The sequence below is a fragment of the Microbacterium pumilum genome (genome assembly GCF_039530225.1).
In the GTDB taxonomy this organism is placed as follows: Bacteria; Actinomycetota; Actinomycetes; order Actinomycetales; family Microbacteriaceae; genus Microbacterium; species Microbacterium pumilum.
On sequence record NZ_BAAAOH010000001.1, the window covers coordinates 3,649,490 to 3,664,048 of the forward strand.

Consider the following 14,559-nt stretch of genomic DNA (forward strand, 5'->3'; position numbering starts at 1 on the left):
ACGCCTCTAGCCTTTCGCTTCTTGCCGAACGCCAGATACCTGATGCCTTAGTCTTGATGCCTTAACCTGTTATGCGTTGAGCCTCAAGCCAACAATTCAATACACCTCACGCTTTCTGCCACTCGATCCCCCGCCAAGCGGGGATGATCCATCGGAGAAAGTTATGTCACAGAAGATTCAGGCGTTTTGCCTCGTCTTGTTGCTGACGGCTGCGATCTGGATCGGCCACATTTGGGCCGAGGAAGCGCTGAAGTTCGCCGCACATATCGTGCTCGTACTCGCGCTGGAGATCGCTGTTTCCTTCCTCGTCGGCCTTGGCCGGCGAGGTCCAAAGGTTTAGCCGGTTCGCAACGAAGTATGACTGTCGGAAGGGACTATGGTTGGGTTTCCAGCTGTAGTCCCTTTTCCGTGTGAGCGAGGCAAAGTGCGCGCGTTTGTTGATTTGACGACTGTGAGTTCGGGGCAGGAGCGTCTCTGGCTCAGTCGGTTCCTCGCGAAGGAGAGCGAGATCGACGAGTCGGACTTGGTAGTTGCCGCCGCCTCAAACTCAGTCGATGATCGACCTGGTGTCGTGTGGGTTGAAGGGGATCCCGGCCAGAGGTGGGCGACCCTGACAACTGCTCTGAGCGCCTTCCTTGATGAGGCGCCAGATGCGCCCGCGAAAGTTGTGTCTTTCAGCAATGAAGTTCTACACGCTGCTCGAATGACTGCTGGCGACCGCGCAAACGTGGTCACGGAGGAGTTCAAGAAGTATGTGCCAACTCGGACTGTCCGATGGCCGAGTGGGACGGTCAGCCTCGACGATGCACATGCTGCGCTTACTGCGGCTCTCCGCGCCAACGGCGGGACGTTGCGGATGACCACTGTCCGCCCAGCCATGGCCTCCATAGACTCACGGTTCAAGAAGAGCGAGATTCCTAGCCACCCGCTTAACGCGCAAGGGGTGTGGGGCGCAATGGTGTCCGCCGCAGAGGACGCGGGTCTAGTTTCCACTAGCGGCACGCCTTCAAACCGCCTGGTGAAGTTAGTGGGCGGCAGCGCGATAGAGATCGACGACGCATCCGCTTCTCTCGTACCGGCTGGGCCAGCGATGTTTGAGAGAGATAGCGACCGATACCTGAGCTTGCTGCGCGCGGCGGCACTCGGTCCCTTCCAGCAAGTCCGTATAGCAATCTACGGGGAGATTCAGCGAGAGCTGGACAAGGGGCGGGAAGTCACCATTGCTCAACTCCTCGATCGTTCCATCGCGCGTGTCCGGAAGGACATCGAGAACGCGCACGTCAAGGGCAAAGATCACCTTGTCAAGCAGGGCCAGGCACTCCCGTGGAGCTCGGTACGCGCATTTATCGGCACGTTATTTACGCGCCAGGCGGTGCTGCTGTCAGCCGGCGAAGCCGTGCGCGCTGATTGGTTGCACCTCGACTCCATCGCGTCAGGACTAATCGACGAATGGCAGCTGCGGCTTGACGGTGAACTAGTCAAGTATCTGATCGAACAGGGGTGCAGGGTCGACCAGTACGCCGAAGTAGAACTAGGCGGCGCCCTGTACAACTCTCGGCAGGATCTTGCACCGGTTCGTGCCGTATTGAAGCATCTCATCGAGGTCGGTGCGTGCGAATTTGCGCCCGACTACTCACTGCGCCTCCGATAGCGGTCGAGCACCCGAGCGCGCACGCGTGGAGTTGCAGAGACTCCGCGAGTACCGGCGTCGGAGTGCGTGCAGGCCTCATTCGCAGTCCAGAACCACGGCGAGCACCGGCGGTCGGCTCAGAGGCCCCGCACACGACATGGACTTGGGCACTCTTGCTACTGCAAGGCGCTATTCATTAATCGTCGCCACCGAGATGCAAGAGGCGCCGAGGAATCCATGACTGCTGTCGCCCACTCGGTGTTGCTGAATTTGTGTCACTATGGCGTGAACCTACGCAGATCGCGCTCTCTGACCGGCGTCCATACGAACGGCGTGCCTAGACGTTTATCCCGAACACGCGCAGCAACGGGACGCGGGGGATCATCCGGCGCGGCCCAAGCTGGACCGTGGGGATGGTTCCGCTCTCGATGCCGAGCTTGATCGTGCGGTAGTCGACGCCGACGAGCTTGGCGGCGTCCTTCATCGTCAGAGCAAGGTGCTCCGGTGAGTGGTCCATAGCCCTTCCCTTCGTTGAGCCAGCAGTGTCAGTCTCCCTTCGTCGCAAGCTACCACAAACCTGAGCCAAGGTCGACACTCTTCTTCACGAATCCTCGGCAACCTGGAATAGTGGGCACCATGGCAGACGTCGAGACGTACGGCATCAGCGACGAACGCATCGAGCTAGGGAGCGGCGTAACCGTGCCCAGGTCGTGGCTGGCTCGTGTCTCAGGCGAGCAGGATGTGCCCGCAACGATCACGGTGCGCGTCGAGTGGGATGCAGAGCTCGGGCGCACCGCAGTCGCACTCGCCTCCCTCGAGCGTGAGGGAGGGGGCGTCGACATCACGAGCCAGGTGCTACGCGAGGTACGTACGCATTGGATCATGACGAAGTCAGCGTTCGATGTCGTCACAGTCGACGTCATCATGAGTGACGGGGGGGTTCGGCCAATTCCCGTACGCGAGTTCCTCCGTCTCGAACGGGAGCGGGCCGATCGGGACAGTTCAGACTCGCTCGAAGACGCGGTCGCGGTCTACCGCATCGCGACCGCACTCAGCTACCCGCCGCTCAAACTCATCGCCGACACGCTCCAGATCAGCCAGAGCACGGCGACGCGCCTCATGACCCGCGCGCGCGACGCGGGCCTCGCACCCGAAGTGCGTATCCAAGAGCCAAGGCGGGCGCCGGCAGTCGACCCGTACAACCCCGGCCGGCCGTACGACCCTGCGGCGCCCCACTACGGACCGTCAGGGACTGGTGGGCCGTCGATCGGTCGCTAGCGGCTACCATGCCGGTATCGGAATGTTGTAAAACGTATCCTGGTGCCGCTGTTAGCTACAGCGCACTCCTGAGCATTCTGCTCACTCCCCCGCCACTCGAGTGATGCGGTGGCGTCCGCGGGAATCCGCGTAAACACGCGACTCTGGCGCCATCGCGTCCCTCAGGGATTTGCCCGCATTTTGCCCGCATGCTACATGTCGCTAGCGGTTTTCGGACGCAGGTCGATGTCGGCGGAGCCTCCGAAGCCCGTGCAATTCCGCGGTTCGTGCGGGTCGCTGTCGCTAGATATATTCCAAATCTCGCATTCGAGTCCCTCCAGGGGCATCGCGATACCTTGACACGTAACCCAAAGCGCGACCTCCCCTTGAAGGCTTCGCCGAGCGGCGCCCCAATCAGCGTGACCACTCAGCACTGTGCTGAGTACGATTGCCGTCAAGCGATAGCGAGGAGGCGCGAAATGACCGACGCCACGATGCCGGCATCGACTGACCTGAACGGAACGGCGGATGAACGGATCCGGCAACTCTCCGAAGCGGACCCGACGGCCTTGCAATCCGCAGAGTGGCTCCTTCGCCAGTTGAACGGCGCGCTCAGTGCTTGGGCGGCGGATGAAACACGGCTGGATATCGACATCGAGTCCCGCGTCGACTACTGAACCGCGACTCGCACTTCAATTCGCGGTTGACGCCCCGACCCCCATGACATGGTTGCAAGGCTGTGCCACCGGCACGGCGTCAAGGCAGGCCGAGAGGATGACGCGATGAACCCGCGATGGGAACCTCGCAGCGTGACGGTGCTGGGCGAGAAGCCTCAGTTCCGTTACGAGTCGACCCCTCCGGCGCCGGCCGTGTAGCAGCATCCGCTTCACTCACGCCCCGCACCGAACAGGTCCGGGCATTTCCTTTCCGCGCCTTCCCGCGCAGCGGAGTCGGACGTCCTCCCGGATCTGATCGACCCGCCTCGCACGCACAGCATCACGCTGTGCGCCGTCGAAGGAAAGGAATCATGGAAAGGCTCTCGAACCGCCTGCTCTCGTGGGCGAGCCTGATCGATGAGAAGACCATCGAGCAGGCACGCACCTCGTCGCGCATGCCGTTCATCTACCCGCATCTCGCGCTGATGCCCGACGCCCACCTCGGGCTGGGGGCGACCGTGGGATCGGTGATCCCGACGCTCGGCGCCATCATGCCCGCGCGGTGGGTGTCGACATCGGATGCGGCATGATCGCGGTGAAGACGCAGTTCACCCGCTCGCACCTCGCCGGCCGCGACCTCGCCGAACTGCGCCAGCAGATCGAGCGCGCCATCCCGCTGTCTGCCGGTCACGACAATCGCACGATCGTCATGACTGCCGAGCCGCGGGTTGCAGAGCTCGAGGACCTCGCCGCCAAGGCGGAGTTCGAACCGTCTACGTACGCGGGGCACTGGCGCAACCAGCTCGGGTCGCTCGGCAGCGGCAACCACTTCATCGAGATCTCGGTCGACGAGACCGACGCGGTGTGGATGTTCCTGCACTCCGGATCACGGGGTGTCGGCAACAAGCTCGCGCAGCACCACATCAAGGTGGCGCAGCGTCTCGCGAAGCAGTGGTGGATCGAGCTGCCGCATCCTGACCTCGCGTACCTGGTGGAGGGCACGCCGGAGTTCACCCGGTACATCCGGGAGCTGCGGTGGGCGCAGCGGTTCGCCCTGCTCAACCGCGAGGAGATGATGGACCGCGTCAGCAACCAGCTCGGCCAGACCCGCGGCGCGACAACCCACCGATGCCGACAGGCGAACCTCGAGTTCAGCCATCGCCATATCACCCGAGTTGGATGACGATGACCCGGCTGGCGCAACCCTAAATTTGTGGGCAACGGAACGCACGCTCGTCGTTCCCAAGAGAAGCAGGGGCACTCGATGGCCGCGATCTCGAATGTGGTACCGGCGTGGATGCGGGAGTACAAGCCCAGTTGGCTCTCCGCGGACCTGATCGCGGGCGTGACGCTGGCGGCGATCGCGATCCCCGAGGTGATGGGCTACACATCGATCGCGCAGACGCCGGTCATCACGGGGCTCTATACGATCATCTTCCCGACCCTGCTGTTCGCTCTGCTCGGGTCGTCGCGACTGCTCGTTGTCGGTGCGGACTCGGCGACGGCCGCCATCCTTGCGGCGGGACTCGCAGGGATCGGAATCGCCGGGCTGTCGCCGAACACGGCGGAGTGGGTCGCGTGGACGAGCCTGGTCGCGCTGGTGTGCGGCGTCCTACTCATCCTCGCCCGCCTGCTCAGACTGGGATTCCTCGGCGACTTCCTCAGCGCGTCCGTGCTGATCGGCTTTCTCACCGGAGTGGGCATCCAAGTGCTCGCGGGCCAGATCCCAGACATGCTCGGGATTCCCAAGGGCACCGGCAACTGGTTCGAACAGCAGTGGCACACGATCACGCACATCGTGGACGCCAACGGGTGGACTGTCGCGTTCGCCGCCGGGACACTGGTCATCATCGTCGGCTGCAAGCTCATCAGCCGGAAGATCCCGGGTGCCGTGATCGCGGTCATCCTGTCGATCATCCTGTCGAACGTACTCGACGCCTCCAGTCGCGGCGTAGCCGTGATCGGCCCGGTGCAGGGCGGGCTGCCCCCGTTTGGACTGCCACAGGGCATCACCCTCACCGACATCCCCGCCGTCATGGGAGTCGCCCTCTCGTGCTTCTTCCTGATCATCGCGCAGAGCGCGGCCACCTCGCGGAGCTTCGCGATGAAGCACAGCCAGCACGTCGACATCAACCGCGACATCGTCGGACTCGCCGGTGCCAACATCGCGGCTGGCCTCACCGGCACCTTCGTCGTCAACGGGAGTCCGACCAAGACCGAGATCCTCGACGAGCAGCGCGGCCGCAGCCAGATGGCGAACATCACCATGTCGGTGGTGGTGCTGATCGTGGTGCTGTTCCTGACCTCGTACCTCACCAACATGCCCGTCGCGGTGCTCGCGGCGATCGTGTTCATGATCGGCCTCGGTCTGGTGGACGTCAAGGGACTCCGCCGCATCCGCGCGGCGCGCGTGAGCGAGTTCCTGATCGCCTGCTTCACGGCCATCGTCGTGTTCGGCTGGGGGGTGGAGCAGGGCATCATCCTCGCGATCATCCTGTCGATCATCGAGCTGGTTCGCCGGGCGTACGCGCCGACGGATTTCCTCGTCAGCGTCGACAAGGCGGGCGACCCCATCTATGTCCCGGCGACGACCGGCGCGCAGAGCCTGCCGGGGCTCATCGTCTTCCGCTTCGACGCGCGACTGTTCTACGCCAACGCCAGCCTGTTCGTGGACGACATCCAGACGCTCATCGACGGTGCTCCCACACGCGTGCGCTGGCTCGTGCTCGACTGCTCATCGATCGGCGACATCGACTACTCGGCCAGCCTCAACCTCGCCGATCTCATCAAAGCGCTCCACGACGAGCACCGGGTTTTCGCGCTGGCAGCCGTCGACCCCACGTTCATGAAGGACCTGCAGGCGTATCGCACGCTTGCGTCGTTCGACAACGCGCACATCTACCCCACCGTCGAAGCAGCCATCGCGGCGTTCCGTGCCAGCTCGGCGGCGAACACGACTGAAGGTGGGCAATAGCTGCACCAAGCACCCACGACGACTCCTAGGCCTGCACGGGATGCGACGCTCCCGGCTCAGCCGTGAGGACTGTACGCGAACCAGCCGAAGTCGCCGAAGCCATGGTCTTCCGGCGGATCCGGCGATGCGTCCGGGTCGGTGCCGAGCATCCGACGGGTGAGGTGCTGTCGCGAGTCCATCAGTCCGGTCAGAGCAGCCGTGAGGTGGCTGTCGCCGACCTCCTCCCCCGCCGCGGCGGCGTTCAACACGCTCCGACGGATGAGCTCCTTCGCGAACGACCCGGTGACTCCCTCGGTGTTCGCTGCGGCTTCGTCGAGCGCCGCATCCGAGAACGCCAAGCCTCGGGAGTAGTGGCGGTACAGCCGCTCGCGTTCGGCGCGTTCGGGCAGCGGCACCTCCACGGCGAGATCCACCCTGCCAGGTCGCTCGGCGAGCGCCCGCTCGAGCACATCGACGCGGTTGGTCGTCATCACGAAGGCGACGTCGGCGTCGCCGTCGAGTCCGTCCAGCGCCTCGAGCACCTCGAACAGCAGCGGTTGCGGTGAGGAGTGTCGTTCCATCGCGACCAGGTCGATGTCTTCGAGCACCACGATGGACGGCTGGAACGTTCGGGCGATCTCGGCCGCCGCGCTGATGAAATGGATGCCGGACCCGGCCAGCAGTACGACGGTGGTGCCCTCGGTGGTGGCGAGCAGATGGCGCACGGTCAGGGTCTTGCCGGTGCCCGGAGGACCGTACAGCAGCACACCGCGCTTCAGGTGCTGACCCGCAGCCCGCAGCAGGTCTCGATGCTCCCCGATTCCGACGACGTGCCGCACGACCTCGTCGAGCACCCCGTCGGCGAGGATGATGTCGGATGCGGCGACCTCGGGTCTCGGGAGGAACGTCGCGCCCGCGTCTCCTCGCCCGAATTGGGTGGGGGTGAAAGAGAGCACCTGCCCGCGAAGCACGCTGTGCTGGATCATCAGCGACCGCACCTGGGCGATGAACGCCGAGACGACCGCGGGGTCGGTGCCCATCACCTCGAGAAGCGCAGTCGGGCGTCCCCTCTCCTCGGATGCCGCGCGCTGGGTGAGCGCGAGCGGTTGCCCGTCGTAGGCGAGCAGACGGACACCCATCGACACGACCCGACGGGTCGTCGACGGTCCGGTCGCGCGCTCGGCGTAGTCGACCGGGCCCGGAGCGAATGGGGTGTGCGGATTGCTGACCAGTTCGGCCATGCTGCTGTGGAGTCGCTGCTCTCCCCCGCTGACGCCGACCAGCCTGCCTGCGGACTCAGACGTCAGCAGGTCCAGCACGATGTCGGCGTCGACGAGCCGGTGGTCGGCGATAGGCTCCTGCACCACCGCGACCTGCGCGGCATCCTTTGCCAGATGAGCGCTGACGAGGTCGCCGAGCGGCGTTCGAACCGACAGCAGCTCATGCTGCTGCAATGCGTTCACGTGCTCCAGATATCGTGCGATCGCCCGCATCAGGTCGCGGTCATCGTCGTCCAGCATCCGGCCTCCAGTCATCCGACTCGTACCGTATCAACCTCGCGAACCCGGTCCGTGCCTATCCCCAGACCAGCGGCCGCAGCACCCGCTCGACGAATCGTTCCGCGATGAGTCGCTGCACGTCGGGGCCGGGATGCAGGTTGTCGGGCAGCGGCGTCCGCTCGGCATCGGCGGGGCCGTAGAGGTCGTGGCCGTCGACATAGTGGAGGTTCGGGTCGGTCGCCCGACGCCGCACGACGATGTCTGCGAGCGCTGCGCGGATGGCGCCGAGCGAGAGCTTGCCCTCGGCGACCTGAGCCTCGGTCCCGCCGGCGATCGACCACTCGTACGACCGTGTCGGGTCCTGCACGGTCGGGCCCGCCGCATCCTCCACCGGTGCACAGAAGATCGGCGAGACCACGACGATCGGTGCGGTCGGGTGCCCCTCGCGAAGCGTGTCGAGAAACCCATCGACCGCGGGCCGGAACGCCCGCATCCGCATCACATCGCCGTTCACGAGGTTGATGCCGACTTTCAGGCTGATCAGATCGGCGGGCTGGTCGCGCACGGTCCTCGCCGTGAACGGGTCGAGCATGGCGCTGCCCGAGAACGCCAGGTTCGTCAGGTCGGCACCGGTCGCGAGCGCGGCAGCGACCGGCCAGGTGCCGGTGGTCGAGTCGGCGCGGTAGCCGTGGCTGATCGAACTGCCGTGATGCACCCACTTCACCGCGGTCCGGTCCGCAGGCGGCGCAACGGGTGCGTCGGCCCGCAGCGCGAGCAGCTCGACCGCGTCGGTGAACGGCAGCCAGAGCTCGTACTCGGTCTCCACCGCGGGCAGCGACGTGAAGCGCACAGTCGACGGCGGTCCCTCGATGACCCGCCCCGATGGGTCCTCGAACGTGAACAGATAGCGAGAGCCGGCGACGGCGGCCGCCTCGGCGACGACGCGACCCTCCGACGTGAGCTCCCAGATGCTCGCCGGAAGAGCGGATGCCGCATCCGGCGCCATCCGGCGGGCTGCCACATCCAACTCGAGAGTCGTCGCCGCGGTGCGGAACGCCAGCCGGATGCCGGCGCTCTCGGCGGAGGTCTGGACCATGAACGCGTCGGGAATCTGCAGGCGCGCCCACGCCGGGAGGCGGTGCGGCGTCAACCTTCGTGCGGTTCGTTCGATCTCGACGGCGCCGCGGATCGCGACCCCGCCGAGATCGACGTCACGCAACGGAGCCATTCAGCGGTCGACCACGCGACCGTCGGCGTGCACGTCGACGAGACGGTCGCCCACCCGGAGGCCGCGGAGAACGGCCGACGGGTCGAGCTCGGCGACGCATCCGTCCACGACGCCGAGGCCATCGAGGCCCGGTACCGCACCGAACAGCGACTCGATCACGAGCGCGACGTACGCCCCCGCCGACGAGCATGCCCAGTCGTTGATGTACGGCAGCTGCGGCGGCGCCTTGCGCGCTCCGCCATTGAGCAGCGGCTGCGCCTCGGCGACGAAGTGCGCCTGTCCGGGAGGGCCCTGATTCGCCGTGCGAGCGAGGCCGGGCAGCCAGTCGAGCGCCGCCTTCGGCTCTCCCAGCGCGATGAGGGCGCGAGCCGAGTCCGCGGGCCACGCGGTGTAGGCGCCGTTCCACTGGTGGTCGGGCCGGACGCTGTACGAAGCATCCGGATCCCACGGCGAGAGCGCGCGGAGCCACTCCGGCGTCTGCAGCTCGCGCTGGAAGAACGCGACCATCTCGGCCCGGGTGGTCTCGTCGAGGTCGTCCGAGATCGTCGTGCCGACGATATTGAAGTCGTAGCAGTGCCGCACCGGCAGCTTCGAGCCGTCCGGCTGGCGCGCGGCGAAGAACCCCTCCCCCGGCATGTACAGCTTCCGCACCTCGACGACGAGCGCGTCCGCCTCCGCGCGCAGCTCGACCGCGCCGGCGGTGTCGCCGCGCATGTCGAGCACGTCCGCGGTCATCCGCAGGTTCCAGACGTTGGCGGCGTTGAAGCTCGCGACCTCGTGCGTGTACGAGCTCACGCACTCGAGCAGGTTCTCGATCTCGCCGTAGTCCGCGAGCGGCGACGACCGGCGAAGACCCTGCCAGGCCCGCGCCCAGAAGCGCAGGTGGTCCAAGACGGTGCGGCCGTCATCGGCCCGCTCATCGAGGAAGCCGGCGTCGCCCGTGAACCGGACGTAGTCGCGCACCAGCCGGGTCATGGCGTAGTCGTTGACCGAGTACCACTGCCCGATCGGACCGCCGGTGAGCGAGGAAGTGCCGTACAGCGTGTGCGTGTCGTTCACGACCCAGTGCCTGAGCTGCCGGCGCATCTCGGCCGGGTCGAGCAGCGCGTGCATCACCGAGCTCAGGCTGTAGTCCCAGATGAAGGTGGTCGTGCCCCAGTAGTTCGGCATGAGCGTGTCGTAGCTGCGTCCGAGCACGTTGCCCGCGTAGTCGCGGCGCATGTAGATGACGCCGAGGATGCCCCACCAGTAGAGGCGGCGCAGCGGCTCCGATGTCGTCTCGAGCACGGGCAGGTGACCCGAGAACTCGCTGTTGCCGGGAGTCACGGCCGCCTCGAGCTGGGCGTTCCAGTACTGCTCGGATGCCGCGACCGCCGCTTCGACGTCGCCGGCGACGGCGTCGAATACCGCGAACGCTGCATCGCGGCTCGTGGCAACGGCGTTCACGTAGCCGAAGCGCGCCTCGGCGCCGGCGGCGACATCCAGCACCACCGTCACATCACCACCGCGACCCATTCCGCCGACGCCGACCGAGAAGGCCTCGGATGTCGGCGCCACGCCGCTCAGGCGTGCGCTCGCCGGCACATCGACGCCCTGCACGCTCCACGCCGATTTGGCAGCGTCGACGAACACCACGCGGTCACCCTCGACGGATGCCTCGTTCTGCGCGTCCGGCGAATAGGCCGAGTTCCATGCCTCGGAGCCCGCGACGACGCGCGCCGCGAGCGAGAGCATGACCTCGACCGAGCGGCGCTCGACGCCCGTGTTGCGCACCCGCACATGGATCGCGACGGCCGTCGAGCCCGGCACGACCACTGTCGTGGTCTCGAGTTCGAGGCCCGGCAGCTCGGCACGTCGCACGACCCGGTCGGGCCGCCATTCGTGCGTCACCGGAGCTCCGTACGACTTGAAGATCCGCCCGTCGACGAAGGCGACCGCGGTCGTCGCGAGCGCCTGTGACACCGGCGGGAACTGCAGCGCCGTCACCGAGGTGAGGTCGTGGTCGACCCGCACCGTGCCGAGGTGGTTCGTCAGGCCCGAGGGCGCGATCATGTCGTCGTAGTGGTGCGTGACGGCGTCGGCCGCCAGGGCCTCGACCGTCGGGATGTGGGAGGTCTGCAGCAGCATCGGCGGCTCCTAGTACTGCCCGAGGGCGAGCCCGCGGGAGAAGAACTTCTGGGTGAACAGGAACAGGATCACCGTCGGCAGCGAGACGAGCACGGCCGCGGCGAGGACCGTTGAGATCTGTGCGCCGCCGTACGTGCTCTGCATGCCGGCCAGGGTCGTCACGATCGGCCGCACGTTGTCGGACTGGGTGAGTGTGAGACCGAGCAGCAGATCGTTCCAGATGAAGGTCGCCTGCAGGATGAAGATCGCGACGAGCGCGCTCGAGGCGATGGGCAGATAGACCCGGGAGAAGATCCGCCACGTCGTCGCGCCGTCGAGCACCGCCGCCTCGAACACGGAGTGCGCCACGCCTGTGAAGAAGTTGCGCATGACGAACGCCGAGAACGGGATGGAGATCGCGGTGTACACGATGATCATGCCCACGTGAGTGTCGTAAAGGCCGACGCGGGAGTACGCGTCGAACAGCGGTAGCAGCACCATCTGCAGCGGGAACACGGTGCCGCCGAAGATCACGACGAACCACAGGAACCCGCGCTTCAGACGCAGCGCGACGATCGCGAAGCCTGCGGCGGCTCCGACGAGCACCGCGATGATCGGCGAGACGAACGCATACAGCAGAGTGGCGCCGATGCTGTCGCTCAGGCCCGAGAGCTGCATGGCGTCTGCGATGTTGGAGACGAGCGCGAAGTCTCCCGAAGGGATCCATGCCTCTTTCGACGTGAATGTCAGCGGGTTCTTACTCGCGTTGACCAGGAGCAGGTAGACCGGCAGCAGCCAGAAGAGACCCAGGATGACGAGGACGGTCGTGCGGAGGATTCTCGACATGGTCACATCTCGTGCTTCTGGGAGAGCTGCTGGCGGAGGTACAGGATCGACGCGATCAGCGTGACGACCGAGAGGAAGACGGCGATCGCAGAGCCGAGGCCGTAGTCGCTGTTGACGAACGTCTCGCGGTACATCGTGAGGGCGAGCGTCTCGGACGCCCGGCCCGGACCGCCCTTCGTCATCGAAAGCACGATGTCGAAGGTCTTCAGGCTGGCGACGATGGACAGGCCCACCACGACCGCGGTGAGCGGACGCAGCATCGGCCAGAGGATGCTGCCGAAGAGACGGAAGCCGGTGGCGCCGTCGACGCGGGCGGCCTCGAGCGGCTCCTTCGGGATCGACTGCAGGCCGATCGTGAACAGGAGGGCGTTCACGCCGACGCCCTGCCATGAGGACGCCAGAATCATGACGACCGTGTTGAGGGGGGCATCCACCAGCCATCGCGGCGGATCGGTGACGCCGAACACCGCGAGCGCCTGGTCGAGCGCTCCGTTGGCGGAGAGGATGAACGACCAGATGACGCCGACGCCGATCCCCGAGATCGCGTACGGGATGAGGAACGGCAGTCGCAGCCAGATGCCACCGGGCAGGTTCCAGGTGAGCAGCGCCAGCGCGAGGCCGACGCCGACCGGGATCAGCAGAGTGCCGGCCACCCACAGCAGGGTGTTCATCAGCGAGCCGACGAACGCCGGATCGGTGAACATCTCGACGTAGTTGTCGATGCCGACCCAGTCGGGGTCGCCGAGGCCGTTGTACTCGGTGAAGCTGAGGAACGTGGTCCACAGCAGCGGAAGGTAGAGGAGGACGGCTACCAGGAACACGCCCGGGGCTACGAAGCCCCGGGCGGAACCTTGATATGGCGTTCTCCGCCGCCGGCGGGCGGGGCGGCCGGGGGTCCCAGTGGGACCTCCGGCCACCCGCTCCGCTGCGGGCGTCTGAGCGACAGCCATCCGGATTACTCCTGGTCGGCCCAGTACTTGTCCGCTTCGGCCTGAATGGCCTCGAGGAACGGCATCGGGTCGCCGGGGTTGGCGTTGAAGGCACCGAACTGCTCGAGCGCGACGGTGAGGATCGGCGTGGGCGTCGCCTCGAAGTAGCGCGTGAACAGGGTGTGGCTGCCATCGGCGACCGTGGTGCCGAGGTCGGAGAGCATCGGATCGTTGACCGTGGCCTTGGGGTTGAAGGCGACGTCGCCGCGAGCGGCGTTCCATGCGGTCTGCGCGTCGGGCGACATCCACCATTCGGAGTACGCCATGCCGAGGTCCTTCTGCTTCGAGTTCTCGGCGACGCAGATCGGGCCGGACTCGACCGCGACCGGGGTCGTGCCGAGGTCGGCGTTCACGGCCGGGATCACGAACATGTCGTAGTCCTCGCCCGAGACCATGCCGGCGCCATCCAGCGAGCCGTTGAAGAACGAGCCGAAGTTGATCATGGCGAAGTCGCCCTGCTTGAGCCCCACCGCGGGGTCGACCGTGCTGCCGGCGTCGCTGAACCAGCCCTTCTCCTGCTCGTCGAGCCAGATGTTCATGATGTCGACGATCTCGGGGTCGGTGTACTTCACGTCGCCGGTCGACAGACCCTTGTACAGCTCGGGATCCGTGCCCGCGACGAGCTGCTGGAACCACTGGAAGGTGAACAGGATGCTGGTCTGGTAATACGGCGTGATGCCGGCGGCCTTGAGCTTGGTCGCAGCAGCGTCGAGCTCCTCCCACGTGGTGGGCTCTTCGATGCCCTGCTCCTCGAAGATGTTCTTGTTGTAGTACATGACCCAGTACGCGATGTTCATGGGCACGCAGTACTGCTTGCCGTCGAACGTGTACTCATCGCGAAGGTCCTCGGTCGCCCAGCCCTCGTCGATGGCCTTCGTCCAGAGGTCCGTGGTCTCGGCGACAAGGTTCTCGTCGACGAGCTGCTTCAGCGAGTCACCCGTGTGCCAGGTGAACAGGCCCGGGCTCTTCTGGGTGCGGAACGACTGCTTGATGAACGCGTCGTACTGCGCGGCATCCGAGTAGCCGGTCGTGTTCAGGGTGATGTCGACGGCCTCCGCGCTCGTGGCGTTCAGCTCGTCGAAGTCCGGCTCCCATGCCGCCTTGTCGGTGTAGAAATCGAGCGTGCCGGTCGTTGCACCGGCGTCACCGCCTTCGTTGCCGCCGCCGCCCGAGCAGCCGGCCAGCAGCAGCGTGGCAGTCGCGAGCGCGGCGATGCCGGCTCCGACCATGCGTCGTGACTTCACTGGAACTCCCTTGTCCTTGTTTTGGTATCGTTACCAACCGCCCCGCAAAGGTATCAACTCTCGCGAGTCGATGCAAGGGCGTTGCGATCGGATGCGGCGGGTGCCGCGTTGCTGTGTTCTTTCGATGTTCAGTTGTGGTCTTGAGGCGGCC

The 14,559-nt window shown here is 65.9% G+C and carries 12 protein-coding genes and 1 pseudogene; 6 read left to right on the forward strand and 7 right to left on the reverse strand.

Annotation, left to right across the window (positions count from 1 at the left end):
- Window positions 1-163 precede the first annotated feature (163 nt).
- On the forward strand, window positions 164-340 hold the full coding sequence (locus ABD188_RS16400; protein ID WP_344064715.1) for a hypothetical protein: 177 nt from the start codon (window positions 164-166) through the stop codon (window positions 338-340).
- Between the two features lie 363 nt (window positions 341-703).
- A complete protein-coding gene (locus ABD188_RS16405; RefSeq protein ID WP_344064718.1) occupies window positions 704-1,651 on the forward strand; it encodes a hypothetical protein in 948 nt (315 codons plus the stop codon).
- Window positions 1,652-1,967: 316 nt separating this feature from the next.
- Here the strand turns inward: ABD188_RS16405 and ABD188_RS16410 are convergent, their stop codons facing one another.
- Complete coding sequence (locus ABD188_RS16410; protein ID WP_344064721.1) at window positions 1,968-2,147, reverse strand: helix-turn-helix domain-containing protein; 180 nt, start codon at window positions 2,145-2,147, stop codon at window positions 1,968-1,970.
- A gap of 119 nt (window positions 2,148-2,266) precedes the next feature.
- On the opposite strand from ABD188_RS16410, the gene ABD188_RS16415 reads away from it, so the two are divergent.
- The 4 genes and pseudogenes from ABD188_RS16415 to ABD188_RS16430 all read left to right on the forward strand — a co-directional run bounded on the left by ABD188_RS16415 (window position 2,267) and on the right by ABD188_RS16430 (window position 6,517).
- Window positions 2,267-2,908, forward strand: a complete 642-nt coding sequence (locus tag ABD188_RS16415; RefSeq protein ID WP_344064723.1) for a hypothetical protein — start codon at window positions 2,267-2,269, stop codon at window positions 2,906-2,908.
- A 458-nt stretch (window positions 2,909-3,366) separates the two neighbouring features.
- The gene (locus ABD188_RS16420) at window positions 3,367-3,564 is read left to right on the forward strand and encodes a hypothetical protein (RefSeq protein WP_344064727.1); all 198 of its coding nucleotides are present in this window, start codon (window positions 3,367-3,369) and stop codon (window positions 3,562-3,564) included.
- A gap of 350 nt (window positions 3,565-3,914) precedes the next feature.
- Window positions 3,915-4,687: pseudogene (locus tag ABD188_RS16425) on the forward strand (RtcB family protein); the annotation flags it as partial.
- A 120-nt stretch (window positions 4,688-4,807) separates the two neighbouring features.
- Complete coding sequence (locus ABD188_RS16430) at window positions 4,808-6,517, forward strand: SulP family inorganic anion transporter (RefSeq protein WP_344064729.1); 1,710 nt, start codon at window positions 4,808-4,810, stop codon at window positions 6,515-6,517.
- Window positions 6,518-6,573: 56 nt separating this feature from the next.
- Here the strand turns inward: ABD188_RS16430 and ABD188_RS16435 are convergent, their stop codons facing one another.
- From ABD188_RS16435 to ABD188_RS16460, 6 genes are all read right to left on the reverse strand, one after another.
- On the reverse strand, window positions 6,574-8,016 hold the full coding sequence (locus ABD188_RS16435; RefSeq protein WP_344064733.1) for an AAA family ATPase: 1,443 nt from the start codon (window positions 8,014-8,016) through the stop codon (window positions 6,574-6,576).
- Between the two features lie 55 nt (window positions 8,017-8,071).
- On the reverse strand, window positions 8,072-9,223 hold the full coding sequence (locus tag ABD188_RS16440) for a GDSL-type esterase/lipase family protein (RefSeq protein ID WP_344064736.1): 1,152 nt from the start codon (window positions 9,221-9,223) through the stop codon (window positions 8,072-8,074).
- A complete protein-coding gene (locus ABD188_RS16445) occupies window positions 9,224-11,350 on the reverse strand; it encodes a glucosidase family protein (RefSeq protein ID WP_344064740.1) in 2,127 nt (708 codons plus the stop codon).
- Between the two features lie 9 nt (window positions 11,351-11,359).
- Entirely contained in the window at window positions 11,360-12,175 is an 816-nt protein-coding gene (locus tag ABD188_RS16450; RefSeq protein WP_344064743.1) for a carbohydrate ABC transporter permease, read from the reverse strand.
- A 2-nt stretch (window positions 12,176-12,177) separates the two neighbouring features.
- Entirely contained in the window at window positions 12,178-12,996 is an 819-nt protein-coding gene (locus ABD188_RS16455; protein WP_344064746.1) for a carbohydrate ABC transporter permease, read from the reverse strand.
- Between the two features lie 134 nt (window positions 12,997-13,130).
- Window positions 13,131-14,408: an ABC transporter substrate-binding protein gene (locus tag ABD188_RS16460; protein ID WP_344064749.1), complete on the reverse strand. Its 1,278-nt coding sequence runs from the start codon at window positions 14,406-14,408 to the stop codon at window positions 13,131-13,133.
- Window positions 14,409-14,559: the final 151 nt, after the last annotated feature.